General features: G+C 70.2%; 19 protein-coding genes, 1 tRNA gene and 1 pseudogene. 2 read left to right on the plus strand and 19 right to left on the minus strand.

The window, feature by feature from the left end; all coding sequences use genetic code 11:
* Nucleotides 1-45: 45 nt before the first annotated feature.
* The 11 genes and pseudogenes from atpA to rho form a co-directional block, all read right to left on the minus strand.
* Nucleotides 46-1683, minus strand: coding sequence for a F0F1 ATP synthase subunit alpha (atpA, locus tag OVA21_RS08445; RefSeq protein ID WP_096905257.1), 1638 nt, complete (start codon nucleotides 1681-1683; stop codon nucleotides 46-48).
* Between the two features lie 90 nt (nucleotides 1684-1773).
* Entirely contained in the window at nucleotides 1774-2592 is an 819-nt protein-coding gene (locus OVA21_RS08450) for a F0F1 ATP synthase subunit delta (RefSeq protein WP_067718333.1), read from the minus strand.
* A gap of 14 nt (nucleotides 2593-2606) precedes the next feature.
* Entirely contained in the window at nucleotides 2607-3179 is a 573-nt protein-coding gene (locus OVA21_RS08455) for a F0F1 ATP synthase subunit B (protein ID WP_096905256.1), read from the minus strand.
* Nucleotides 3180-3204: 25 nt separating this feature from the next.
* Nucleotides 3205-3444: an ATP synthase F0 subunit C gene (locus tag OVA21_RS08460; protein ID WP_067718337.1), complete on the minus strand. Its 240-nt coding sequence runs from the start codon at nucleotides 3442-3444 to the stop codon at nucleotides 3205-3207.
* Between the two features lie 98 nt (nucleotides 3445-3542).
* Nucleotides 3543-4226, minus strand: coding sequence for a F0F1 ATP synthase subunit A (atpB, locus tag OVA21_RS08465; RefSeq protein ID WP_235027792.1), 684 nt, complete (start codon nucleotides 4224-4226; stop codon nucleotides 3543-3545).
* A 363-nt stretch (nucleotides 4227-4589) separates the two neighbouring features.
* Entirely contained in the window at nucleotides 4590-5033 is a 444-nt protein-coding gene (locus OVA21_RS08470; protein ID WP_096905254.1) for a hypothetical protein, read from the minus strand.
* 10 nt (nucleotides 5034-5043) lie between these two features.
* A complete protein-coding gene (locus tag OVA21_RS08475) occupies nucleotides 5044-6210 on the minus strand; it encodes a glycosyltransferase family 4 protein (protein ID WP_067718345.1) in 1167 nt (388 codons plus the stop codon).
* 3 nt (nucleotides 6211-6213) lie between these two features.
* The gene (locus OVA21_RS08480; RefSeq protein WP_067718348.1) at nucleotides 6214-6867 is read right to left on the minus strand and encodes an L-threonylcarbamoyladenylate synthase; all 654 of its coding nucleotides are present in this window, start codon (nucleotides 6865-6867) and stop codon (nucleotides 6214-6216) included.
* Nucleotides 6868-7194: 327 nt separating this feature from the next.
* A pseudogene (locus tag OVA21_RS08485) lies at nucleotides 7195-7827 on the minus strand (N5-glutamine methyltransferase family protein); the annotation flags it as partial.
* A gap of 3 nt (nucleotides 7828-7830) precedes the next feature.
* Nucleotides 7831-8916, minus strand: coding sequence for a peptide chain release factor 1 (gene prfA / locus OVA21_RS08490; RefSeq protein ID WP_067718354.1), 1086 nt, complete (start codon nucleotides 8914-8916; stop codon nucleotides 7831-7833).
* Complete coding sequence (gene rho, locus OVA21_RS08495; protein ID WP_082924017.1) at nucleotides 8913-10865, minus strand: transcription termination factor Rho; 1953 nt, start codon at nucleotides 10863-10865, stop codon at nucleotides 8913-8915. The genes prfA and rho overlap by 4 nt, the downstream gene beginning before the upstream one ends.
* A gap of 433 nt (nucleotides 10866-11298) precedes the next feature.
* On the opposite strand from rho, the gene OVA21_RS08500 reads away from it, so the two are divergent.
* A complete protein-coding gene (locus tag OVA21_RS08500; protein WP_253702159.1) occupies nucleotides 11299-12960 on the plus strand; it encodes a long-chain-fatty-acid--CoA ligase in 1662 nt (553 codons plus the stop codon).
* A 64-nt stretch (nucleotides 12961-13024) separates the two neighbouring features.
* On the opposite strand, the gene thrB is transcribed toward OVA21_RS08500, so the two are convergent.
* From thrB to argS, 5 genes are read right to left on the minus strand one after another with little or no spacing between them, the layout of a single operon-like run.
* The gene (thrB, locus tag OVA21_RS08505) at nucleotides 13025-13987 is read right to left on the minus strand and encodes a homoserine kinase (RefSeq protein WP_067718358.1); all 963 of its coding nucleotides are present in this window, start codon (nucleotides 13985-13987) and stop codon (nucleotides 13025-13027) included.
* Nucleotides 13984-15066 (minus strand): threonine synthase, encoded by a 1083-nt coding sequence (gene thrC / locus OVA21_RS08510; RefSeq protein ID WP_069389615.1) that lies wholly within the window; start codon nucleotides 15064-15066, stop codon nucleotides 13984-13986. The genes thrB and thrC overlap by 4 nt, the downstream gene beginning before the upstream one ends.
* Nucleotides 15063-16415 (minus strand): homoserine dehydrogenase, encoded by a 1353-nt coding sequence (locus OVA21_RS08515; RefSeq protein WP_067718363.1) that lies wholly within the window; start codon nucleotides 16413-16415, stop codon nucleotides 15063-15065. Before OVA21_RS08515 ends, thrC begins: the two co-directional genes overlap by 4 nt.
* Nucleotides 16412-17830, minus strand: a complete 1419-nt coding sequence (gene lysA / locus OVA21_RS08520; protein ID WP_268092234.1) for a diaminopimelate decarboxylase — start codon at nucleotides 17828-17830, stop codon at nucleotides 16412-16414. The genes OVA21_RS08515 and lysA overlap by 4 nt, the downstream gene beginning before the upstream one ends.
* Complete coding sequence (gene argS, locus OVA21_RS08525) at nucleotides 17827-19479, minus strand: arginine--tRNA ligase (RefSeq protein WP_096905247.1); 1653 nt, start codon at nucleotides 19477-19479, stop codon at nucleotides 17827-17829. Before argS ends, lysA begins: the two co-directional genes overlap by 4 nt.
* A gap of 193 nt (nucleotides 19480-19672) precedes the next feature.
* Between argS and OVA21_RS08530 the strand changes: the two genes are divergently transcribed.
* Nucleotides 19673-19745, plus strand: a tRNA-Arg gene (locus tag OVA21_RS08530).
* A gap of 61 nt (nucleotides 19746-19806) precedes the next feature.
* Here OVA21_RS08530 and OVA21_RS08535 read toward each other — a convergent pair.
* The 3 genes from OVA21_RS08535 to OVA21_RS08545 all read right to left on the minus strand — a co-directional run bounded on the left by OVA21_RS08535 (nucleotide 19807) and on the right by OVA21_RS08545 (nucleotide 24183).
* Nucleotides 19807-20286 carry a MarR family winged helix-turn-helix transcriptional regulator gene (locus OVA21_RS08535; protein WP_254050437.1) on the minus strand — a complete coding sequence of 160 codons (480 nt, stop codon included), beginning with the start codon at nucleotides 20284-20286 and terminating at the stop codon, nucleotides 19807-19809.
* Nucleotides 20287-20362: 76 nt separating this feature from the next.
* Nucleotides 20363-22999 (minus strand): AAA family ATPase, encoded by a 2637-nt coding sequence (locus OVA21_RS08540; RefSeq protein WP_096905246.1) that lies wholly within the window; start codon nucleotides 22997-22999, stop codon nucleotides 20363-20365.
* Nucleotides 22996-24183, minus strand: coding sequence for a metallophosphoesterase family protein (locus OVA21_RS08545; protein ID WP_096905245.1), 1188 nt, complete (start codon nucleotides 24181-24183; stop codon nucleotides 22996-22998). Before OVA21_RS08545 ends, OVA21_RS08540 begins: the two co-directional genes overlap by 4 nt.
* Between the last annotated feature and the right edge of the window lie 7 nt (nucleotides 24184-24190).

The raw sequence follows: 24190 nt of genomic DNA on the forward strand, positions 1-24190 counted from the left end.
TCACTCTCCTCTCGACCTTGAATCGGATGGCTGTCATCGCAGGCCTCAGGCCTTCTTCTTGGTGACCGTGAGCTTCTCACGATCGATCTCGTCCTCGGACAGCGCCTCGGCCTCGGGCTCGTTGACCACCCGGGAACCGTCGGTGGCGACGAAGCCCTCCTTGAACTCGTTGGTCTTGGCCTCGAGGGTCGACTTGGACTCGTCGGAGAGCGCGGCTCCCCCCTCGATCTGGCTGTAGACGTCGGAGGCGGAGTGCCGCAGGGTCTCGAGCAGCTCGCCCTCGAAGCGACGGACGTCCTCGACCGGGACGGAGTCGTAGAAACCCTCACCGGCGAGGTAGATCGAGACGATCTGGTCCTCCACGGCGACCGGCGAGTTCTGGTCCTGCTTGAGGATCTCGACCAGACGCTGGCCACGCTCGAGCTGCGCCTTCGAGGCGGCGTCGAGGTCGGACGCGAACGTCGCGAACGACTCGAGGTCGCGGTACGCGGCCAGGTCCAGACGCAGCGAGCCGGAGACCTTCTTCATGCCCTTGGTCTGCGCGGCACCGCCGACTCGGGAGACGGAGATACCGACGTTGACGGCCGGACGCACACCGCGGTTGAACAGGTCGGACTCGAGGAAGACCTGACCGTCGGTGATCGAGATGACGTTGGTCGGGATGAACGCCGAGACGTCATTGGCCTTGGTCTCGATGATCGGGAGACCCGTCAGCGACCCACCGCCCATCTCATCCGAGAGCTTGGCGCACCGCTCGAGCAGGCGGGAGTGCAGGTAGAAGACGTCACCGGGGTACGCCTCACGACCCGGCGGACGACGGAGCAGCAGCGAGATCGCACGGTAGGCATCCGCCTGCTTGGACAGGTCGTCGAACACGACGAGGACGTGCGCACCGTCGTACATCCAGTGCTGCCCGATGGCCGAACCGGTGAACGGCGCGAGCCACTTGAAGCCGGCCGAGTCAGAGGCGGGGGCAGCGACGATGGTGGTGTACTCCATCGCGCCGTTCTCCTCGAGCGTCGCCTTGACGCCCGCGATGGTGGAGCCCTTCTGGCCAATCGCGACGTAGATGCACCGCAGCTGCTTGGTCTTGTCGCCCGACTCCCAGTTGGCCTTCTGGTTGAGGATCGCGTCGATGCAGACCGCGGTCTTGCCCGTCTTGCGGTCACCGATGATGAGCTGACGCTGTCCGCGGCCGATCGGCGTCATGGCGTCGATGGCCTTGATACCGGTCTGCATCGGCTCCTCGACCGGCTGGCGCTCCAGAACGGACGGCGCCTGCAGCTCGAGGGCGCGGGTGCCCTCCGACTCGATGTCGCCGAGGCCGTCGATGGGCTGCCCGAGCGGGTTGACGACGCGACCGAGGAAGCCGTCGCCGACCGGAACGGAGAGGACCTCCCCGGTGCGACGCACCTCCTGGCCCTGGGCGATCTCGTCGAAGTTACCGAGGACGACCGCACCGATCTCGCGGTCCTCGAGGTTCAGTGCGACGCCGAGGATGCCGCCCGGGAACTCCAGCAGCTCGTTGGCCATCGCGGACGGCAGTCCGCTGATGTGGGCGATACCGTCGCCCGTGTCGGTGACGATTCCGACCTCCTCGCGCGACGCCTCGTTGGAGACCGTCGAGGTGTAATTCGCAATCGCACTGCGGATCTCGTCGGAGGAGATAGTCAGCTCCGCCATGTCATTCCTGCTCTCACTAAGTGTGGTCTGGATGTGTCTTGTCAGGTGAGCATCGACCGAGTGCGACCGTTGCTCGTCGGGTGTCGAAGCCTAGGGAAGCGCCCGTCGTACGGCCGAGAGCCGCCCGGCGACGGAACCGTCGATGATCTCGTCACCGACGCGGATCACCATGCCGCCGAGGACCGCCTGGTCGACCTGGACGTGGACCGCCATCTCCCGTCCGTAGATCTCGGCGAGCTTGCCCTCGAGTGCGGCCCGCTGCTCGGTGGTGAGTTCCGTGGCACTGGTGACCACGGCCACCGACTGTCCCTGGAGTTCGGCCGCCTGCCTGGACAGCGCGTCCAGATCGTCGGCGGGCATGGCGTCCGGCCGGGCGATCGCCTGCCCGGCGAGCGCCTCGGTGACCGCGGTCACCTTGCCGTAGAGGACCTGACCGAGGAGTGCGCGCTTGGACTCCGTGGTAGTCGTGCGGTCGGACAGAGCCTGCTCGAACTCCGCGTCGCCGGCGACAATGCGGCCCAGTCTGAACAGTTCGTCCTCGACCGTCCCGAGCTGACCCTGCTCCCGGGCCGAGAGCAGGAGCGCTTCCCGGCCGAGGGTGACGAGGCCCTCACGGAGATCCCGCGGGGTGGACCAGGACAGTGCGACCGCAGCAAGCACGACCGCGAGGGTCGACTCGTCGATCTTCCAGCCGAACACCGAACGGGCGAGGTCCTCGCGGGCCTCGACCGGTGCGGACGAGTCCGCGACGGCGACCCGCAGGGAGCGGTCACCCTCCAGGACGTCGACGACCCGGAAGAGCTCGGCACCGACCTTGGCGCCCGTGGCGCCCCCGGCCGGGTTCGCGGAGAGCGTGGACTGCAGGACCGACCGGGACTGCTCGAGGGCGTCGCGGCTTGCTGCGTGCATAGTCTGCTTCTTCCTTACTTCTGGCCCGCCCCGGCGACCTTGTCCAGGTCGGCGAGGAAACGGTCGATGGTGCCCGAACGGCGGACCGGATCGGACAGCTGCTCACCCATGAGCCGCTCGGCGAGCTCGACCGACTGGCGTCCGAGGTCGCCACGGAGCTCCGTGACGATCTGCTGACGCTGCGCGGCGAGCTGCTGCTGCCCGGCGGCGACGATGCGGTCGCTCTCGGCCTGGGCCTCCGCCTTCATGTCGGCGAGGATCTGCTGCCCCTGCGCACGCGCGTCGTCGCGGATCTTCGCGGCTTCGCCACGCGCCTCGGCGAGCTGGGCGTTGTACTTGTTCAGGGCCGCCTTCGCCTCGGCCTGTGCGGCCTCCGCCTTCTCGATGCCGCCCTCGATGCGCTGGGTGCGCTCGTCCAGGACCCGCTTGAACATCGGGAGGACGAACTTCCAGAACACGAACAGGACGACAGCGAACGGGATCAGCGACCAGACGATGTCGTACAGCGCCGGCGAGAGGACGTTGGGCGTCTCCTCCAGCGGGAGCCCCTCGGTCTCGCTCGCGGCGAGAATGTGGATCGGATTCATGTCGTTGACCTTCGCCAGCCGGCGATCAGAAAATGAAGCCGGTGACGATACCGATGAGCGCCAGGGCCTCGGTGAAGGCGATGCCCAGGAACATCGTGGTGCGCAGCTGGCCGGCCATCTCGGGCTGGCGGGCCATGCCCTCGATCGCCTTGCCGACGACGATGCCGATGCCGATGCCGGGGCCGATCGCGGCGAGGCCGTAGCCGATGGCGCCGTAACCGCGGGCGGTCGTCTCGGTTGCCTGGGCGAGAGTGACGATATCCATGTGGGTTTCCGTTCCCTTTCAGATGGCCGGTGCGGGATGTCCGCACTCGGTCGTCGGTGTGGTCTGGGTGTCCCGGCGCTCGCGGCGCCGGAAGTCTTTTAGTGACTGTCGGCGTGCAACGACAGGTCGATGTACACCGCGGTGAGCAGCGCGAAGATGTACGCCTGCAGGAAGATCACCAGCAGCTCGAAGAACGTGAACGCCACCGACACGATGATGGTCACGAGGCTGACCGCGGTCCACCCGTTGAACTGCCAGAAGAAGAAGTTCGTGGCGGAGAACAGCAGCACGATCATGATGTGCCCGGCCAGCATGTTGGCCATCAGACGGATGGTCAGCGTGGCCGGCCGCAGGATGAAGGTCGACACGAACTCGATCGGCACGACCAGCAGGTGCAGCGCCGGGGGAAGGTTCGGCACGACGACCGACTTGCCCACGAAGGAGAAGAAGCCGTACTTCTTGGCTCCCGCATAGATGAAGACCACATACGCGACCGCCGCCATGACCAGCGGCATGCCGATCCGCGCGTTGGGCGAGATGTTGAAGCCCGGGATCACGGCGGGCAGGTTCATGAACAGCGTGAGGAAGAAGATCGTCGCGATGACCGGGAGGAACCGGTCACCGTCCTTCTTCCCGATGATCTCGTCCGAGATGTTGTTCTTGACGAAGTCCAGCGCGATCTCGCCGACGTTCTGCAGTCCGCGCGGCACGACGGCCGACCGGCGCATCGCCAGGTAGAACAGCACCGCGACGACGGCCGCCGCGATCAGCCGGATGATCATCAGCCGGTCCAGAGCGAACGGAGTCCCCTCGAAGAGCACGGCCGGCGGGAAGAAGTCATTTAGTGACGGCGGATGGAACTCGCCCTTGAATGCCAGCAGTGACGTGCTCAGCGCTCTCTCCCCTGTTCGGGCCGCCTGCAGAGACGGTGGTCATGTCCAGTGTTTCGTTCCGACCTGCGGAACCCGGGAGGGCCCGGGGATTCTCGCGGCGTGTACCGCCGCACCCTTTTCCGGTTTCCCTCCGCAGAGCATCGTAGCAAAGGCCATCCCCTGCGGACCCCTGGGGGCACCTCACGCCGTTATCAGCTCCACATCTCCCCGAAACCAGTCCGTGACCGATCGGGAGTGCCGGAAAATCCCAGCTCAGGGCTCCACGTACGGGGCGCGCGTGCGCAGAATGGCCACCGTCTCCGACGCGAGGACCACGACCATGGCCACGACGATGGTCGTGGCGAACGCGGGCTTGGAGTAGAAGTCGAGCGGCTCGAGAGCCGCGACGACCCCGATCGCCACGATGAGCTTGAGGAGCCACGTTCCCAACAGGACGGCTCCGGTCACCTGGGGTGAGGTTCGGGCCGTGGCGATCACCACCACCGCGGTGAGGAGGACGAACACGCCACCGATCGCGGCCCCGAGCAGGGCGCCCCACAGGCCGGAGCGACCATCCACCGCCCACCACAGCCCTGCGCTGATCACCATGAGCACGGCGAGCGCGGCGGCGCCGAGGGTCACCGCCCTGCGTAGTCCGATGGTGTGGGCGCTCTCGACCTGGTGTCCGGGGGCGTCGTGTCCGGGGGTGTCGTCCATACCCCGCAGCCTAGTCGCCCGGGGATCGGGGCCCGTCGGCCGTCCGGTGCTTCCCGCGCGAACTGCGGAGGCGAGGGACGAGGGTCGCCGCCAGGACGGAGAGGAGACCGGCCGCGATCGCGGGGACGATCACCTCGGTGGGCAGCATCGTCGCCCCGACGGCCCCGAACGCGATGAGGGAGACCCACGCGTAGATGACCAGCGCGACCCTCCGGTGGGAGTGCCCCAGCGCGAGCAGCCGGTGGTGCAGGTGCATCTTGTCGGGTGCGAAGGGGCTACGGCCGGCCCCGACCCGCCGCACCACCGCCATGACCAGGTCGAGCATCGGCACGAACATCGCGGCCGCGACCACGATCACCGGCGAGAGCAGGACGATCATGTCCTGGGGCCCGTACAGGCTCTGCGAGATCTTCCCGGAGGCGCTCGTCGAGGCCGCGGCGAGGACCAGTCCGATCAGCATGGACCCGGAGTCGCCCATGAAGATCCGGGCGGGTTGGAAATTGTGGGGCAGGAACCCGATGAGCGCCCCGGCCAGGACCGCGGTGACCAGTGCCGGCGGGTAGGCCCCGACGGTCCCGCCCTGGTCCAGCATGATGCCCACGGAGAACACGCAGATCGCCGTGGCCGCGATGGCCCCGAGTCCGGCGGCGAGCCCGTCGAGTCCGTCCACGAAGTTCATCGCGTTGACGATCGTCAGTGTGAACACGACCGTGAGCAGTCCGGCCTGGAGCTGGTCGAGGACGAGGATGTTGCCGTCCCCGAAGGGGATGTACAGCAGCGTCCACGACACGCCCATCGCGACCAGGACCCCGGCCGCGGCGGCCTGGCCCGCGAGTTTGGTGACGGCCCCGAGCCCGAGGATGTCGTCCACGATCCCCACCAGCACGATCACCCCGCCGGCGACGATGGTGGCCTCCACGTCGGGGGCGAAGGGCGGGAAGGCCCGGTTCAGGGCCGGCAGCTGCGCGGCGAGGTAGACGGCGATGAGCATCCCGGTGAAGATGCCCACCCCGCCGAGCCGGGGGGTGGGGACCTGGTGCACGTCCCGCTCCCGCGGGTAGGCGAGCCCGCCGATCGCGGGTGCCACTCCCCTGACCAGACCGGTGACGACGAAGGTGACCAGTCCGGCGGTGACCGCGATGAGCAGCAGCTCCCGGAACGGGACCCCGGCACCCATGGTTCAGCCGCGCAGGACCGCGGGGTCGACGCCGAGGACCTCTCCCACGCGCTCGGCGGTCACCGCGCCCTCGCGGACGATGCGCGGACCGGGCCCGGTGAGGTCGACGATCGTGGAGGGCTGGCCGATCGCACATGGGCCGCCGTCGAGGTACACGGCCACCGAGTCGCCGAGCTGCTCCCGGGCCTGGGCCACGGTGGTGGCCGGCGGTTGACCGGAGACGTTGGCACTGGACACCGCGAGCGGGCCGACCTCGCGCAGGAGTTCGATGGCGACGGGGTGCAGCGGCATCCGGAGCATGACCGTGCCGCGGGTCTGGCCGAGGTCCCAGCCCAGGGACGGTGCCTGGTGCACGATGAGACTCAAGCCCCCCGGCCAGAAGGCGCGGATGAGGTCGCGGGCGGCGGCCGGGGTGCTCACGACGAGGCCGTCGATGGTCTCCCACGAGCCGACCAGGACCGGCACCGGCATGTCCGGGCCACGGCGCTTGGCCGACAGCAGCGAGACCACCGCGTCCGGGTCGAAGGCATCGGCGGCGATGCCGTAGAGCGTGTCGGTGGGGGTCACGACCAGCCGGCCCGAGCGCAGGGCGCCGGCAGCGGAACTGAGACCGACTTCGCGGCCGGTGTCCTCGGTGCAGTCGTAGGTGATGGTCACCGGGTGGTCCCCTTCCGGACTGTCGTGTCGACCTTGTCGTCGTCGCGGTCGTCGTCGTCGTGCGTGTCGTCGTGGCCCGCGTCGAGTCGCGTCGCGGTGACGAATCGCGGTCGGCCGGCGAGGTCGGTGTGCTGCTCCACGGTACCGAAGCCCCCTGCGCGGCCACGACCGCGGCGACCGCGGCGCCGGTGGTGTCGTCGTGCTCGACGGCGAGGTGCCCTCCCGGCGCGAGGAGGGCGGCGGCCACGCCGACGAGGGGGTGACGACGACGAGGCCGTCCCGCCCCCCGAACAGCGCCGTCGCCGGCTCGTGCTCGAGGACGTCGGCGGGGAGATCATCGGTGACCGGGATGTACGGGGGGTTGGACACCACGGCGGCGGCGCTGCCCCGCAGGTCCGAGAGGACGTCCGCGTCGGTGGCGTCGGCGTGGTGGACCTCGATCGGGGTGTCCCCGGCGGCGGCGCGCTCGGCGGCGTTGCGGCGCAGCCACTCCAGCGCGGCCTCGTGCAGTTCGACGGCGTGGACGCGGGCGTCGGGCCGGGCGTGGGCGATCTCCAACGCGAGGGTGCCGCTGCCGGCGCAGAGGTCCACCACGACCGGGCCGGGGCCGGGGCCCGGTGCGGGCAGGGCCGCGAGCGTCGACTCGACCAGCAACTCGGTCTCCGGTCGCGGGATGAACACCCCCGGCCCGACGGCCAACTCGAGCCGTCCGGAGACCGCGCGGCCGAGCAGGTACTGCAGGGGGGTCCGGTCGCGGGCGCGGGCGGCGACGATCCGCTCGACCTCGCTCACCGCGGCGGCGTCGAGGTCGTCGGCGAGCATGAGCCGGGTGCGGTCGATGCCGAGCACGTGCGCACAGATGAGCTGGGCCTCGACGTGCGCGGAGTCGACGCCCGCCGCGCCGAGCGCCTGCGCGGCCGAACGCACGACCCCGGTCACCCCGGCCGAGCGCGGGTTCACGGCCTAGGCCTCTTCCATTCGTCGCCGCCGCTCCTCGGTGGCGAGGGCGTCGAGCACCGCGTCGAGGTCACCGTCCAGCACGGCGTCGAGATTGTGCGCCTTGAACCCCACCCGGTGGTCGGCGATGCGGTTCTCCGGGAAGTTGTAGGTGCGGATGCGCTCCGACCGGTCGACGGTGCGGACCTGGGTGGCCCGGCCCTCAGACGCCTCGGCGTTGGCGGCCTCCTCGGCGGCGGCCTGGAGTCGCGCCGCGAGCACCTGTAGCGCGCGTTGCTTGTTCTGCAGCTGACTGCGTTCGTTCTGACACGTGACGACCGTGCCGGTGGGCAGGTGGGTGATCCGCACCGCGGAGTCGGTGGTGTTGACGCCCTGCCCGCCCTTGCCGGATGAGCGGTAGACGTCGATGCGCAGGTCGGACTCGTCGATCTCGACCGGACCCACGTCCTCGGGCTCCGGGTAGACGAACACGCCCGCGGCCGAGGTGTGGACCCGGCCCTGGGACTCGGTGACCGGCACCCGCTGGACCCGGTGCACCCCGCCCTCGAACTTGAGGCGGGACCACACCCCGTCGCGAGACGGCTGGCGAGCCCGGATGGAGAAGGTCGCGTCCTTGTACCCGCCGAGGTCGGACTCCGTGAGGCCGAGGACCTCGATCACCCATCCGTGTTTCTCGGCGTACCGCGTGTACATGCGGGCGAGGTCGGCGGCGAACAGTGCGGACTCCTCGCCGCCCTCCCCCGACTTGATCTCCATGACCACGTCGTCCGCATCGTGTGGGTCGCGGGGCGCCAGCAGGTCGGCCAGGCGGGTCTCGAGCTCGGCCGCCTCAGCCTCCAGCTCCTCGGCCTCCCCGGCGAACGAGGAATCGTCGCCGGCGAGCTCCCGCGCCGCGGCGGCGTCCTCGCGCGTGGACACCAGCGCACGGTGACACTGCACGATCGGGGTGAGCTCGGCGAAGCGTTTGCCCACCCGGCGGGCGGCGGTGGCGTCCTCGTGCAGAGCGGGGTCGGACAACTGCGTCTCGAGGCCCCCGTACTCGGCCAGGACGTCGTCGATCGAGGACGGCGACCGTCCCTCGCTCCCGGTCACTCCTCGTCCTGCGGCAGGGTGGGCGTCGTCTTGGCCACCTGCAGCAGGAATTCGTAGTTGTTGTTGGTCTTGCGCAACTGCGACATGAGCAGGTCGATGGCCTGGTGGGAGTCCAGCCCCGAGAGCACGCGGCGCAACTTGTGCATGATCCCGGCTTCCTCGGGGGTCATGAGCAGCTCTTCCTTGCGCGTCCCCGAGGGTCCCACGTCGACCGCGGGGAACACCCGCCGCTCGGCGATGCGACGGTCCAGTTTGAGCTCGGCGTTGCCGGTGCCCTTGAACTCCTCGAAGATCACCGTGTCGCCGGCCGAGCCGGTCTCCACCATCGCGGTGGAGATGATCGTCAGCGATCCACCGTTCTCGATGTTGCGCGCCGCGCCGAGGAACCGCTTGGGCGGGTACAGGGCCGTGGAGTCGACGCCGCCGGACAGGATGCGACCCGAGGCGGGCGAGGAGTTGTTGTAGGCGCGGCCGAGTCGCGTGATGGAGTCGAGGAGGACGACGACGTCCTGCCCCATCTCCACCAGACGCTTGGCCCGCTCGATCGCGAGCTCCGCGACCTGGGTGTGGTCCGACGGCGGACGGTCGAAGGTCGAGGCGATGACCTCGCCCTTCACCGAACGCTGCATGTCGGTGACCTCCTCCGGCCGCTCGTCGACGAGGACGACCATGAGGTGGCACTCCGGGTTGTTGACCGCGATCGAGTTGGCGATGTTCTGCAGGATCGTGGTCTTACCGGCCTTGGGCGGGGAGACGATCAGCGCGCGCTGCCCCTTGCCGATCGGCATGATCAGGTCGATCACGCGGGTCGAGATGATGTTCTTCTCGGTCTCGAGGCGCAGTCGCTGGTTGGGGTACAGCGGGGTGAGCTTCGCGAAGTCCGGGCGGTTGCGAACCTGGTCCACCGGGCCACCGTTGACGGTGTCGATGCGGACCAGCGGGTTGAACTTCTGACGGTTCTTGCCGCCACCCTGGCCCCCGCCGCCGCCTTGGCCGCCGCCCTGGCCGTCGTTCTGGCCGTCGCGGGGCATCTTCACCGCGCCGGTGATCGCGTCACCGCGACGCAGGCCGTGACGACGGATCATGTTCATGGAGACGTAGACGTCGTTGGGTCCCGCGAGGTAGCCGGACGTGCGGACGAACGCGTAGTTGTCCAGCACGTCGAGGATGCCCGCGACCGGCTGCAGGACGTCGTCGTCCCGCACCTCCGTCTCACCCTCGGCCGGGCGCCCCCCGCCGCGATTGCGCTCGCGGCGCCGGCGGCTGCGACGGCCGCGGCCTCCTCCGTCGTCATCCCGGTTCTGACCGTCACCGCGGGGGCCGTTGTCGCCGCCGCCCTGGTCGGACTGGTCGTTGCGGCCGCTCTGCTGATCGCGGTTGCCGCCCTGGTTGCCCTGGTCGTTGCGCGCGCCCTGCTGATCGCGGTTGCGGCCGCCCTGCTGATCCCGGTTCTGCTGGTTACGCCCCTGTCGCTGCCCGCCACCGCGGTTGCCGTCCTCGCGACGGGACCGGTCCCCCTGGCGACCGGAGTCGGAGTCATCCGACCCGCCCCGGGGGTTCTCCGCACCGCCCCCGGCCCTGTCGCCACGATCCCGTCGGCCGGACTCGGCCTGCGGGGCGGGCGCCCCGCTCCGTGCAGACGCCTCGTCTCGTGCAGACGCCTCATCGCGGTCCGGCGCCTTCTCCGGAGCCGACTCGGCCTTCGCCGCGGGCTCGCCGGCCACCGGGGGTTCGGTTTCCGGGGCGGGCGCGGTCTTCGGGGCGGGCTCACGGGCCGGCGCGGGCCTGCCACCCCGGGCGCCCTCGATCATCGCGACGAGGTCGCCCTTGCGCTTACCCGACAGGCCTTTGAGGCCCATCTGCTGGGCCAGCGACTTGAGATCGTTCAGGCGCATCGCCGACAGCGAGGCACCCTGTGCTGGCGTGGAAGTGGTGTCCGTCGAGGTCACGGGGATCCTTTCTGGGCCCGGGGCCGGGGCGGCGTACGCCGCCTCGCATCGAGCAGGTGTCCGGGAAGCGGACTCGGCGTCCCGGGGTGGCCGCTGGGGCCTTCCGTGGCGGCAACGTGGCCGGACACGGATCTTTCGTCTGAGGGGGATCCTCGTGAGGGGAGAACCGCTCGATAGTGGGGATCCCTGTACGCCACTCGCCGATCGGCCTGTCCCACCGAGTCCGATCCACACCACACCGACCTGGTGCGGAGGGTGCTGCGAGGATCGACTCGGAATGCTGGGACGACCGGGCGCCCGTGGCTGGGTCCAAGCATACTACTCTGTGGCCGATCGCGCGCAGGTCCCCCTTCCGCGAGTCGCGACTGGCGCTCACCGCGTCGGATGCGGGCGGTAACGTACAGCACACGACAAGGGCCACACGACCTCGGAGGTGACCGTGCTCGGAACGATGCTGGACACGCCACTGCTCGTGTCCCGGATCCTCGAGCACGCGGCGGAACGACACGGTGGGTCCACTGTCACCGGATTCGTCGGCGACCTGGAACCCCGTCCGGTGCGATACGACGTGCTGGCCTCCCGCGCGGCCGCCACCGCGCACGCCCTCGCCGGGCTCGGGGTACGACCCGGCGATGTGGTGGGCATCCTGTCCGGCAGCCGCACCGAGGTCGTCGAGGCGATGTTCGCCCTCCCCGCGATGGGCGCGGTCGCCCTCCCGGTGAACGTCCTCCGCTCGCGGGAGTTCATGCTCTCCGTCCTGAGCGACAACCGGGTGTCGGTCGTACTCGTCGACCCGGAGCTGCTCTCCTCGGCACTCCTGGTGGCCGCGCAGCTCGATTCGCTGCGCCACCTCGTCGTCGTCGACGGTCAGGTACCCCCAGACCTCGGCGAGCTCGATGCCGACGTCCACGCCCTCGAGACCCTCCTCGACGGCCAACCCACCGCCTACCCGTGGCCCGACCTCGATGAACGCTCCGCCGCGGCGATCGCCTACACCTCCGGCACCACCGGCGCGTCCAAGGGCGTCGCCTACACCCACCGGTCCATCTGGCTGCACTCCATGCAGATGTCCATGGCCGAGAGCGCGGCCCTGCGCAGCGGCGACACCGTCCTGACCACCGTGCCGATGTACCACGTTATGTCCTGGGGGCTGCCGTACGCCGCCTTCATGACCGGCGCCGGCCTCGTCACCGCGCGACCACGGCCCGGCCGGGTGCTCACCACCGGCCACGACATGGCCGACCTGCTGCGCACATACAGGCCGAACAAGATGGCCACCACACCGGCCACCCTCCAACGGCTACTCCGGCGGCTGGAGAACCATCCGCAATCGATCGCGCATCTCAGCGAGGTCCTCGTCGGCGGATCACCCGTCCCCGAGGCCCTGTTCGACGCGTTCGTCGAGCGTCACGGGGTCACGATCATGCAGGCCTACGGACTCACCGAGTCCAGCCCCATCGCGACGTTCGCGCGACCGGACCCCCACTCCTCCGCGACCCGGCGACGCGCACAGATGCTCGGTCAGGGACGGTTCCCCGCCGGAGTGAAGGCACGCATCGTGGACGGCGGCCGGGTCCAGCACAACGACGGGTGGTCCGTCGGCGAACTCCAGATCCGCGGCCCGTGGGTGACGGCCCGCTACCTCGGCGACGAGGCCTCCGATCGCTTCGTCGACGGATGGCTACGCACCGGGGACGTGGCCAGCATCTCCCCCAAGGGCTACCTCGACGTGGTGGACCGGGTCGACGACATCATCGCCTCCGGCGGTGAACTGATCTCGACGGTCGAACTCGAACACGCGGTCCTGCTCGACGACCGGGTCGCAGAGGTGGCCGTGGTCGGCGTCCCGGACGAACGCTGGGGCAACCGGCCGCTCGTCCTGGTCCAGCTCAAGACCGGGGCGACCGCGTCCGCCCGCGCCCTCTGGGAGGGTCTCGAGGGCGTCGTGGAGAACTGGAAGCGCCCGGATCACTGGGCTTTCGTCGACCACATCCCGCAGACCACGGTCGGAAAGTTCGACAAGATCAGGATCCGGGCGCGCCACGCCGCGGGCGACTACGAGATCACGACGATCGCCCCGGAGGCGTCCGACTGAATCCCTCAGACGGGGTCTCGAAGGGACGCTCTACCGATCGGACGGGGCGTCGCCCGACCGGGTGTCAGTCTCCGGCCACGACCCGGGCACCGTCCGCGATCTGCAGGTCCAGCACCGTCCATCCCTGCGCCTCGGCATCGGCGCGCAGGTCGGTCGGCAACCCGTCGGTGCCCAACACCAGCACGGTCGGGCCGGCGCCGGAGACCGTCGCCGCGAGACCCCGCTCACGCAGTCTGGTGACCCACTCGGTGGTGCCGACCAGGGCCGGGGCCCGGTAGGACTGGTGGAGCCGATCCTCGGTCGCGGCCAGCAGGAACTCCGGATGGGCCGCGAGCGCGACCGACATCAGCGCGGCGCGGCTCGCGTTGAAGGCCGCGTCCTCGTGCGGGACGGTGGCCGGGAGCAGGCCGCGGGTCTGCGCGGTCGACGACGTCTCGGACGGCACCAGAACGGTGGCGACGATCGAGGGATCCACCTCCATGCGGACCGCACGGTAGTGCACGCTTGTCGCCGAGCGCTCCGTCCACGACACCACGACCCCGCCGAGGACACTGGCCGCCGCGTTGTCCGGGTGGCCCTCGAACTCGCTCGAGAGCTGGACCAGGTGGTCGTTCGTCAGCACCCCGCCCATCAGACCGTTCGCCGCGACCAGTCCGCCGACCGCGGCGGACGCCGACGACCCGAGACCGCGGGAGTGCGGGATCGCGTTCCGGCAGGAGATCCGTACGCCCGGCACACCCACACCACCGGCACGCAGCCCGGCCTCGACGGCCTTGGCCACCAGGTGCGAGGCGTCCTCGGGAACCTGACCGGCGCCCTCCCCCGACACCTCCAGCTCGAGGCCGGAGTCGATCGTGGTCACCGTGATCGTGTCGTACAGCCCCAGGGCCACCCCGAGAGCGTCGAAACCCGGCCCGAGGTTCGCGCTGGACGCCGGTACCTCGATCGTGACCGTGCGCCCGACCGGCAGGATGTGCCCACCCGAGCTGCCGAAGACCTCCGGGCCGGGACCGCTCACCTCGCTCACTGCAGGCCGAGGGCGCCGGCGACGGCCGACGGATCCACCGGGATGGCCTCGACCTCGGGCATCCCCAGCAGGGCGGTGTCGGGGTCCTTGAGTCCGTTGCCGGTCACGGTGCACACGATGGTCTGTCCCGCCTCCAGCTCACCGCCCGCGTGCGCGTCGAGCAACCCCGCCACCGAGGCCGCGGAGGCGGGCTCGACATAGACGGCATCCTTGCCGGCGACCATGCGGTACGCCTCGAGGATCTGCTCGTCGGTGCGCTTGCGGAACGTCCCCCCGGACTCGTCGCGGGCGGTCACCGCGCCGTCCCACGACGCCGGGGAGCCGATCCGGATGGCGGTGGCGATGGTCTCGGGGTTCTTGACCGGGGCGCCGTCGACCAGCGGTGCGGCGCCGGCGGCCTGCACACCCATCATCCGCGGGCGGGACGAGATGATCCCGTCGGCGTGGTACTCGGTGTAACCCTTCCAGTACGCGGTGATGTTGCCCGCGTTGCCGACGGGCAGGAAGTGCAGGTCGGGGGCGCGCCCGAGAACATCGACGATCTCGAACGCCGCCGTCTTCTGTCCCTCGATCCGGACCGGGTTGACCGAGTTGACCAACCCGATCTCGGCGTAGGTGGCGGTGGTCTTGCGCGCCAACTCCAGACAGTCGTCGAAGTTGCCGTCGACCTGGATGATGGTGGCCCCGTGCATCACGGCCTGGGCGAGCTTGCCGGCGGCGATCTTGCCCTGCGGGATGAGCACGGCGCACTCCATCCCGGCGCGAGTGGCATAGGCGGCCGCCGATGCGGACGTGTTGCCCGTCGACGCGCAGAGGACGGCCTTCTGGCCGCGAGCCTTGGCATCCGTCACCGCCATCGTCATGCCCCGGTCCTTGAAGGATCCGGTCGGGTTGAGGCCCTCGACCTTGAGGTACACCTCGCAACCCGTCACGGCGGACAGGTGGGTCGCGCGAATGAGCGGGGTCCCGCCCTCGTAGAGCGTCACCGGCTCCCAGTCGTCCCCGATCGGGAGTCGGTCGCGGTAGGCCTCGATGAGGCCGGGCCACCGGCTGTGCACGGGCTGGTGGGTGTTGCTCATTCGGTGTCCACTCCCTCGAGACGGATGACGCTGGTGATGGCCGTGACGGCGTCCTGATCCGACAGTGCTGCCACGGTGTCGGAGAGCGCGCGCTCCGACGCCCGGTGGGTCAGGACGGTGAGCTCCGCGGAGGGCTCGACATCGTCGAGCTCGGTCTCCGGCAGTTCGACCTCGGTCTGTCGCACCTGTGCGATGGAGACGCCGTGCCGCGAGAACTCGGCGGCGACGAGGGCGAGTACGCCCGGCTTGTCGGCGACCCGCATGCGCACGTGATAGCGCGTCGAGATCTCGTCCATGGAGGCGACCGGAAGAGCGGCGTACGTCGACTCCCCCGGGGCGCGACCCGCACCGACCTTGTTGCGGGCGGCGGCGACCATGTCGCCCAGGACCGCGGAGGCGGTCGGGGAACCTCCCGCACCCTGACCGTAGAACATGAGTCGACCGGCGGCCTCCGCCTCGACGACGACGGCGTTGAACGCCCCGTTCACCGTGGCGAGCGGGTGGGTGTTGGGCAGCAGCGCCGGGTACACGCGCGCCGACACGGCCTCGGACCCGTCCGACTGGGTGAGCTTCTCGCAGATGGCGAGCAGCTTGATGGTGCAGTCCATGTCGCGGGCCGACTCGAAGTCGTCCGGCGAGATCCGCGAGATGCCCTCGCGGTAGACATCCCCGGCGGTGACGCGGCTGTGGAACGCGATCGACGCGAGGATGGCGGCCTTGGCGGCCGCGTCATACCCCTCGACATCGGCCGTGGGGTCGGCCTCGGCGTACCCGAGACGGGAGGCCTCCGCGAGGGTCTCCGAGTAGTCGGCCCCGGTCGAACCCATCTCCGACAGGATGTAGTTGGTGGTGCCGTTGACGATCCCCAGCACGCGCTCCACCTGGTCGCCGGCCATCGATCGGCGCAGCGGGCCGATCACCGGGATAGCACCGGCCACGGCCGCCTCGAAGTACAGATCGGTGTGCGTGGAGTCGGCCACCGCCGCCAGTTCGTCCGTGTACTCCGCGAGCAGCGCCTTGTTGGCCGTCACCACGGCCTTGCCGTGGCGCAGCGCCTCGAGGAGGAGCGGACGCGGCACGTCGATGCCGCCCATGAGCTCCACGACGACGTCGACGTCGTCGCGCGCGACCAACGACGACGGGTCCGCGGTGAGCAGGTCCGGATCGAGCCCGCGATCCTTGGTGAGATCGCGCACCGCCACGCCGCGGAGGGCCAGGGGCGCGCCGATGCGGGCCGCCAGTGCGTCGGCGTTCTCGGTCATGTAGCGGATGACCTCGGATCCGACGGTGCCCATCCCGAGCACCGCCACCCCCACGGGTCGCACGCCTGACGCGCTTGCGTCGCTCACTGTCCCACCTCCAGGCTCGTCAGATCGTCCAGGGTCTCACGGCGCAGCACCAATCGTGCCCGCCCGTCGCGCACCGCCACCACGGCGGGTCGCCCGATCATGTTGTATCGGCTCGACATGGAGTAGCAGTATGCGCCCGTGGCCGCGACGGCCACCAGGTCACCGCCACCCACGTCCTCCGGCATCCACAGGTCGCGCACCACCACGTCGCCGCTTTCGCAGTGTTTGCCGACCAGCCTGGACACCACTGGCTCGGCGTCTGACGAGCGTCCCACCAGCCGGGCGTCGTAGACGGCGTCGTACAGGGCCGTGCGGATGTTGTCACTCATCCCGCCGTCGACACTGATGTAGCGCCGGTTCTCCCCGCCCGCGAGCTCGACGTCCTTGACCACGCCCACCTCGTACAGCGTGACCGTGCCCGGGCCGGCGATGGCACGACCGGGCTCGACGACCAGCGTCGGAGGGACGAGGCCGGCATCCCGGGCGAAACCCTCGACGATCTCCCGCAGGGACGCCGCCAACTGGGCCACCGGCGGCGGATCGTCCGACGAGACGTAGCTGATGCCGAGACCGCCGCCGAGATCGAGGTGGTCGAGCTGAGCTGTCCGCTCGGCGCCGAACTCGTCGACGATCTCGCGCAGCAGTCCGATCACCCGTCGCGCCGCGAGTTCGAACCCGTCGATATCGAAGATCTGGGACCCGATGTGACTGTGCAGCCCGGTCAGCCGGATGTTCGGCGCGTCGAACACCGCGCGGACGGCCTGCATCGCCGCACCGCCCGCGAGCGAGAAGCCGAACTTCTGGTCCTCGTGGGCGGTCGCGATGAATTCGTGGGTGTGGGCCTCGACGCCGACCGTGACCCGGATGAACACGTCCTGGACGACGCCCTCCTCACCGGCGATCCGGTCGAGCATCTCGATCTCCGACATCGCGTCGATCACGACGTGGGCGACGCCACTGCGGACGGCCAGGCGCAGCTCGTCCGCTGACTTGTTGTTTCCGTGGACGGTGATCCGTTCGGGCGGGAACCCGGCCCTCAGCGCGATCGCGAGCTCGCCGCCCGAGGCGACGTCCAGCCCCAGCCCCTCCTCGGCGACCCAGCGAGCAGTCTCCGTGGTCAGGAACGCCTTGGATGCGTAGTGCACGCGGTCCGCCCCGCCGAACGCTTCCGCCATCTCGCGGCACCGGGAGCGGAAATCGTCCTCGTCGATCACGAGCAGTGGCGTACCGAACTCCGCGGCGAGCTCGCTCGCGGTGACACCCGCGAACTCCACCACTCCGTCGTCGCGCCGGTCGGCACCGCGTGGCCACACGGAGGGCGCCAGTGCCATGACGTCGTTCGCGTCGGCGGGCCGCTCACCGATCCCCGGCGCGTGCGGGACCTCGTGCCGGGCCCCGGCGGGGTGGGCGCTCACATCTTCTCCGGTGCGCTGACGCCGATCAGGCGGAGGCCGTTCGCGAGGGTCTGCCGGGTGGCCGTACTCAACGCGAACCGGGCGGCGTGCAGCGGGCCCGGCTCCTCGTCCCCCATCGGCAGCACACGACAGGTGTCGTAGAAGCGGTGATACGCGGCGGCCAACTCCTCGAGGTAGCGCGCGATACGGTGGGGCTCGCGCAGGTCCGCGGCGCTGGCGACGACCCGGGGGAATTCACCGATGGTGCGGATGAGCGCGCCCTCCCGGTCCTCGGTGAGCAGCGCCAGGTCCGCGCCCTCGGGGGTGACCCCCAGATCGGCGGCGTTGCGCGCCAGGGAGCAGAGACGGGCGTGCGCGTACTGCACGTAGAAGACGGGGTTGTCGTTCGTCGCCGACGTCCACAGCGCCAGGTCGATGTCCATCGTCTGGTCGACCGAGGACCGGATCAGCGCGTACCGCGCGGCATCGACGCCGATGGCGTCGACGAGGTCGTCGAGCGTGATGACGGTTCCCGCCCGCTTGCTCATCTTGACCGGGGCGCCGTCCCTGACGAGGTTGACCATCTGACCGATGAGCACCTCGATCGTCGCCGGGTCATCGCCCAGGGCCGCTGCGGCGGCCTTGAGCCGGGCGATGTACCCGTGGTGGTCGGCTCCCAACATGTAGATGCACAGGTCGAAGCCGCGTTCGCGCTTGTCCAGGAAGTAGGCGATGTCACCGGCGATGTAGGCGGCGTCGCCGTCGGACTTGAGAACCACGCGGTCCTTGTCGTCACCGAACGCGGTGGACCGGAGCCACCAGGCTCCCTCGGATTCGTAGAGGTTCCCGTTGCCCTTGAGCGTCTCGATCGCGCGGTCCACCGCACCGGAGGTGAACATCGAGTTCTCGTGGGTGTAGACGTCGAAGACGGTTCCGAACTCGGCCAGCGAGTTCTTGATGTGGCTGAACATCAGGTCCACGCCGACCGCTCGGAACGTCTCGAGGGCCTCGGACTCCGGCTGCTCCAGCACGTCCGGGTGCTCGGCGACCACGTTCGACGCGATGTCCTGGATGTACGCCCCCGCGTAGCCGTCCTCGGGGGTCGCCTCGCCGCGGGCAGCCGCGGCCAGCGAACGGCTGAAGCGGTCGATCTGCGCCCCGTGGTCGTTGAAGTAGTACTCACGCGTGACCGCTGCGCCGGAGGCCTCGATCACACGACCGAGGGCGTCACCGACCGCCGCCCAGCGTGTACCGCCCAGGTGGATGGGCCCGGTGGGGTTCGCGGAGACGAACTCCAGGTTCACCCGGCGGCCGGCCATCGCGTCCCCGTTGCCGTACTCCTCGCCCGCGGAGAGCACTGTGGCGACGAGCGAGCCCTGGGCCCCGGAATCGAGACAGATGTTGAGGAACCCCGGTCCGGCGATCTCGGCCGAGGCCACGCCCGGGTCGGCCACCAGCGCGGTCGCGAGATCCTGCGCCAACTCGCGAGGGGCCGACCCCACCTTCTTGGCCAGTTGGAGAGCGATGTTCGTCGCGTAGTCCCCGTGCTCGGGGTTGCGCGGCCGCTCCACCGTCACCGACTCCGGAACGACCGACGTGTCGGCCCCGCGGTCGGCGAGAACGGAGATGAGGGCGGCGCGGATGACGGCGGCGAGATCGGCGGGAGTCACGTCTTCCTATCCTAGGTGTCGGCACGTCGCGGGGGGAATCGGACGTCTGTCCGGGCGACCCGTCCGAGCCCCGACGGGCCCGATGCGGCCCTGCCCGACCGCCGGTGCTACGATCAGTCTCGCTGTTCGAGCGATCCCCGCCAGTGCGGGGCGTCCGCTGGAGCGGCCTCCGGCCCGTAAGGGTCGGTATCCCGCCCTCGTAGCTCAGGGGATAGAGCGTTGGTTTCCGGTACCAAAGGTCAGGGGTTCGATTCCCTTCGGGGGCACAAGCAAAACGAGAAGGGCCCGGGCGATTGCCCGGGCCCTTCTCGTCTCTCCCGCTCCGCGTCAGGTGGGCCGGGTGATTCCGTCCACCTCACCGATGCGGTCGACGATTCGCTCGTAGATGTCGGTGAGTGCGAGTACCTCGTGCTCGGAGAGCACGTCGATGAACAGCTCCCGGACCTTCTCGACGTGCTTGGGGGCCACTGACGCGATCGCCTGGGCGCCCGCCTCGGTGAGGGTGACGACGGTCCCGCGACCGTCCTCCGCGCATTCTCCCTTGGCCACCAGGCCGCGCCCCTCCATACGCCGGACCTGGTGAGAGACCCGGCTGCGGTCCCAGCCGAGCGCGGCGCCGAGTTCCCTCGCCCGGAGTCCCCGGTTGTCGGCCTCACTGAGGCTCACGAGAACCGAGTAATCGGATTGAGACATCGAGGCGTCCCGCTGGAGTTGGCGCTCCATGGCGAGTTCCAGCAGTTGGTTCACATCGCGGTACCGGCGCCACATGCGCTGCTCTTCATCGCTCAACCAGCGTGTCTCCGTCATGGGGCTATTACAGCACGACGACCCACTCGGCATTCCTCCACCACCGCTCCGGGGCGCCCGCCGCCGTCAACGGCGTTCACTCGCGATCGGCGCCAGACCTCTGCATGACGTGGGTGTGTGCGCCCCCGATGCCCGCGAACCGGGCGCGGTCGCACGTGAGCACGATGACCTGTGACGTCGCCGCAGCCGCGGCGATGACCGCTCCCATGGTGAGTCGGCGAGAGGGATCCGTATAGCCCATGGTGTCGTCGAGGAAAACGGGGACGCCGTCGTCACCGACGAGTCGCGCACAGGCGATCCGGACGATCACCGCCAACTGCTCCCTGGCGCCCCCGGACAGCGATTCGTAGTCGACGGTCACATCCCCGACCCGCCTGGACAGGATGGTCAGATCCTCGCCGAGCCTCACGTCGAAGTCACGCCCGTACACGAGGGAACCGAGTTCGACGACCGCCCTGTGGAACGGGGCCTGGTACGCGAGCAGAGCCTCCGATCGACGCGCCGCGAGTGTGCGGTGGAGCAGGTCCGCCGCACGGGCTCGGCGCCACAGCGCTGCGTTCTCCCTCTCCGCCGCCTCGAGTTCGCGCTCGGCGGAAGCGACCCCCTCGAGCCGGCCCTGGTCGCCGATCGCGTTGACCCGGCCCATCGACGTGGCGACGGCAGCAGCCGATTCGCGTTCCTCGGCGGCCAGTGAGGACAGTGAGGCCCGGGCGTTGTCCAGCAGACCGGGCGGCGCGTCGGCGAGCGCCTCGTCCAATTCCGCCTTCGCCTCCCGTGCCTTCTCACGGGCGGTCTCTGCGCGGAGGCGCGCCTCCCCCGCCCTCTCGTCGAGGCTGAGATCCGGGGTGGCGTCACGCGCGGCCGACAGCGCCTCCCCGCACTCACCGTGCCGGCCGGCTGCCTCGTCTGCCAGTGCGATACGGGTCGCGTACTCGGTGCGGAGTGTTTCGGCCTCGGCGGATGCGGCGCGATCCTCCGCCCTGCAGCGGACGACCGATTCCTCCGCGGCGGCGTACTCGGTCTCCGGATCGTCCTCCCCCTCCGCGACGGCTCCGCCTTCCCGCCCCTCCGCGACCTGGCCGGACGGCACGGTCCCGGCCGGGACCCGTGAGCGCAGGTCGTCCCGCCTCGCGGTGAGATCATCCGCCGTCTCGCCGCCGAGGAGGTCCGATCGCCGTCGACGCAGTGCCTCGATCTCGGCACGCAGCGCGCCCGTCCGCCGGGAGCGTTCCTCCGCCTCCGTGGGGTTCTCCACGCCGAGCTCCGCGAGAAGGTGGTCCAGCCGGAGGCGAGCGGACTGCTCGTCCCGTCGGACGGAGTCCGTGTCACCCGCGGGGACGACAGTCAGCGAGACCGCCCCGACCTCGAAGACGGTGTCCTCCACGATCTCGTGCGTCCACCCCGCAGACGCATCGAGGCCCTCCCCTCCGACCCGGAACTCGCCCTCCCCGGTGATCTCCACCCGGGGAGCACTGGCTGCGGACCGGATGACGGCCTCCCGCAGCGTCTCGTCCGCGCGGCGGATGGCGTCGACCGAGTCATCGGCGACGTCGACCGCGGCGAGCTCCGCCTCCTTGCGGCGCAGCTCGTCCCCCACCTCTGTCAGGGTCCCGAGCAGTCGTTCCAGGTGCTCGAGGTCCGCACGCCTGCGGTCGCCCTCCTCGACCGCGCGTGCGGCATCGAGGCGGGTGCGGGCCCGGATCACTCGCTTCTCGGCCGCCTCCAGTTCGGCCCGCGCCCGACGGGCCCGCTGCTGGGCGGGTTCCAGCCTCTCGGCCGCGGTGGCGGCAGCCGCCCGCAGATCGGTCTCCCTCCGCTGTTCGGTCATCGCCCTGTCGATGAGTTCCCGACGCTCTCGTTGCTCGCGCAGCGCGGCGTCATGCGCGGCCACCGCCCGGTCGACCTCGGCGTCGGCGGATGCGCTGACCCCTCTGAGGTCCGCGACTGCCCGGCCCGCGGCCTCGAGACGCCCGACTTCCTTCTCGAGCGTGGCGAGCGAGTCGAGTCGCGCGCGATGGACTGCGGACCGGGCTTCGTGGTCCGCGACCGCCGCGTCGAGTTCCGCGTGCCGGGCGCGTGCCTCGGACAGCGCGGCCCGCGCCTCGGTGAGCCGGGACTCCGACCGCGCCAGGTCACCGGTCGGCTCGCCCCGCCGCGCAGTGAGATAGCGATTGCGTTCCTCCGCGACGCGCTCGACCAGCGAGTCGTCACCGGTCGGGTCCTCACCGCCCGCCGCGGCGTCCAACGCGCGGCGGAGAGAGTCCATACCCTTGGCCGCGTCGACCTGGCCCAGAGGTTCGTCCTGGGCTATGCGCAGGGCGCGCCACAGTGACCTGTCGACCTGACGGTCCAACAGGTCGCGGACGAAGTCGTGGGCGTCGTCTCCCGCCATCGCCGTGCGTGCCGAACCCGGGAACTCGAGGGAGGTGCGCTTGCCGCGGACGAACTCCTTGCGGTAGCGCATCCGTTCGCCGTCGACGGAGAACTCGGCCTCCACCACCACGGGGACGTCCCTGCCGACAGGGCTGGCGGCCTTGATCTCGGCACGCCCGGACGAGGCCTTGTGCTCGAGCAGCATCTCGAGGGCGTCCATGAGGCTGGTCTTCCCCGACTCGTTGGGGCCCTCGATCACCAGCACCCCACGTGGGGGCAGGTCGACCTCTTCGCGCATCACCCCGCGGAAGTCCTCGATCGTCAACCGGTGCAGGATCATCGCGTTCCCCCGTCCACGAGCCGGTACAGCAAGCTCAGGGCGTGCCCGGCATCCTCGGCGTCCACCCCCCCGGTGGCCGCCATGTCGACGAGGTCCGCGACCGCTCGACCCGCGTACCCGTCCACGAGATCCGTGAAGTCCGAGTCCTCCGCGCGGACCACGAGGTGGGTGCGTGACTGGCGCAGGTACGCGGAGGCGAACACCGCGTCCCAGGTCTCCAGGAGCGCATCGATCCGCGCGCGCAGGGCCACCCCGACGGTGCCGGTCAGCCCCAGTTTCAGCACGGTGCGCGGCTTGTCCTGCACCGCCTCGATCCGCTCGGCGAGGGAGTCGAGGTCCCCGTCCGTATCGATCTCCGCGTCCACCGCCAGGAAGGACCACCGGCCCGTCGCCAGCGGGGTGACCTCGCACGCTCGCCTCTCCCCCGACGGACCTCTCCCACCGAGCTCGACCAGCAGGACGTTGCCGGAGTCCTTCTCCACGTCGTCGAAGTCCGTGGTCTCCGGACTCCCCGAGAACCAGATGCGCCCGCCGGAGCCCACGCGGGTGACCGAGTGCCTGTCCCCGAGCGCCACGTAGTCCAGGCGGCGGGACTCGATCGCCTCCTCCAGCGAAGCCACGGCGATCGCCTCCACCGACGGGGAGTGCCCGCCGTAGATCTCGTCGGTACCCCCGTGCGCCACGAGGACCCGCACGGAGTCAGTGGGTTCGAGAGACGCCAGAAGCGCCGGTAACCGCGAGGGGTCCGGGCGCTTGGACGTCCACGGGACGCCGACCACCTCGACGCCGGGGACGATCTCGACCGGGCCCGAACCGTCGAGGACCACGACGGCCCCGCCCTCGAGCGCCGGGGAGAAGTCCCTGCACCGGAACACCGAGGACACGTCCAGTGGATCGTGATTGCCCGGCAGCACCAGCACCGGCACCGGGAATGCGGACAGGGCCTCGACCGCGCGGAGTACCACCGACCGGGGTACCGCGTTGTCCTCGAACACGTCGCCCGCGACCACCACGAACTGTGCCCCGTGTCGCTCCGCCAACCCACCGAGTGCCTCCACGGCCGCGAGCCTGTCCGCCGTGAAGACGGCCTGGGACTCGTCTCCGAGGAACCGCCGGGTCATACCGAGCTGCCAATCGGCTGAGTGGAGGAATCGGATGGCGTCGCCGTCCCGTGGGTTGGTCATGGCCGCA

It is taken from the genome of Dietzia sp. SL131 (genome assembly GCF_026672565.1).
Lineage (GTDB): Bacteria > Actinomycetota > Actinomycetes > Mycobacteriales > Mycobacteriaceae > Dietzia > Dietzia kunjamensis.

What these genes read in the sequence shown, in the direction of transcription:
- atpA (WP_096905257.1), bottom strand. Translation starts at nt 1,683, where the DNA reads ATGGCGGAGCTGACTATCTCCTCCGACGAGATCCGCAGTGCGATTGCG.
- OVA21_RS08450 (WP_067718333.1), bottom strand. Translation starts at nt 2,592, where the DNA reads ATGCACGCAGCAAGCCGCGACGCCCTCGAGCAGTCCCGGTCGGTCCTG.
- OVA21_RS08455 (WP_096905256.1), bottom strand. Translation starts at nt 3,179, where the DNA reads ATGAATCCGATCCACATTCTCGCCGCGAGCGAGACCGAGGGGCTCCCG.
- OVA21_RS08460 (WP_067718337.1), bottom strand. Translation starts at nt 3,444, where the DNA reads ATGGATATCGTCACTCTCGCCCAGGCAACCGAGACGACCGCCCGCGGT.
- atpB (WP_235027792.1), bottom strand. Translation starts at nt 4,226, where the DNA reads ATGATCATCCGGCTGATCGCGGCGGCCGTCGTCGCGGTGCTGTTCTAC.
- OVA21_RS08470 (WP_096905254.1), bottom strand. Translation starts at nt 5,033, where the DNA reads ATGGACGACACCCCCGGACACGACGCCCCCGGACACCAGGTCGAGAGC.
- OVA21_RS08475 (WP_067718345.1), bottom strand. Translation starts at nt 6,210, where the DNA reads ATGGGTGCCGGGGTCCCGTTCCGGGAGCTGCTGCTCATCGCGGTCACC.
- thrC (WP_069389615.1), bottom strand. Translation starts at nt 15,066, where the DNA reads ATGAGCAACACCCACCAGCCCGTGCACAGCCGGTGGCCCGGCCTCATC.
- OVA21_RS08535 (WP_254050437.1), bottom strand. Translation starts at nt 20,286, where the DNA reads ATGACGGAGACACGCTGGTTGAGCGATGAAGAGCAGCGCATGTGGCGC.
- OVA21_RS08540 (WP_096905246.1), bottom strand. Translation starts at nt 22,999, where the DNA reads ATGATCCTGCACCGGTTGACGATCGAGGACTTCCGCGGGGTGATGCGC.
- OVA21_RS08545 (WP_096905245.1), bottom strand. Translation starts at nt 24,183, where the DNA reads ATGACCAACCCACGGGACGGCGACGCCATCCGATTCCTCCACTCAGCC.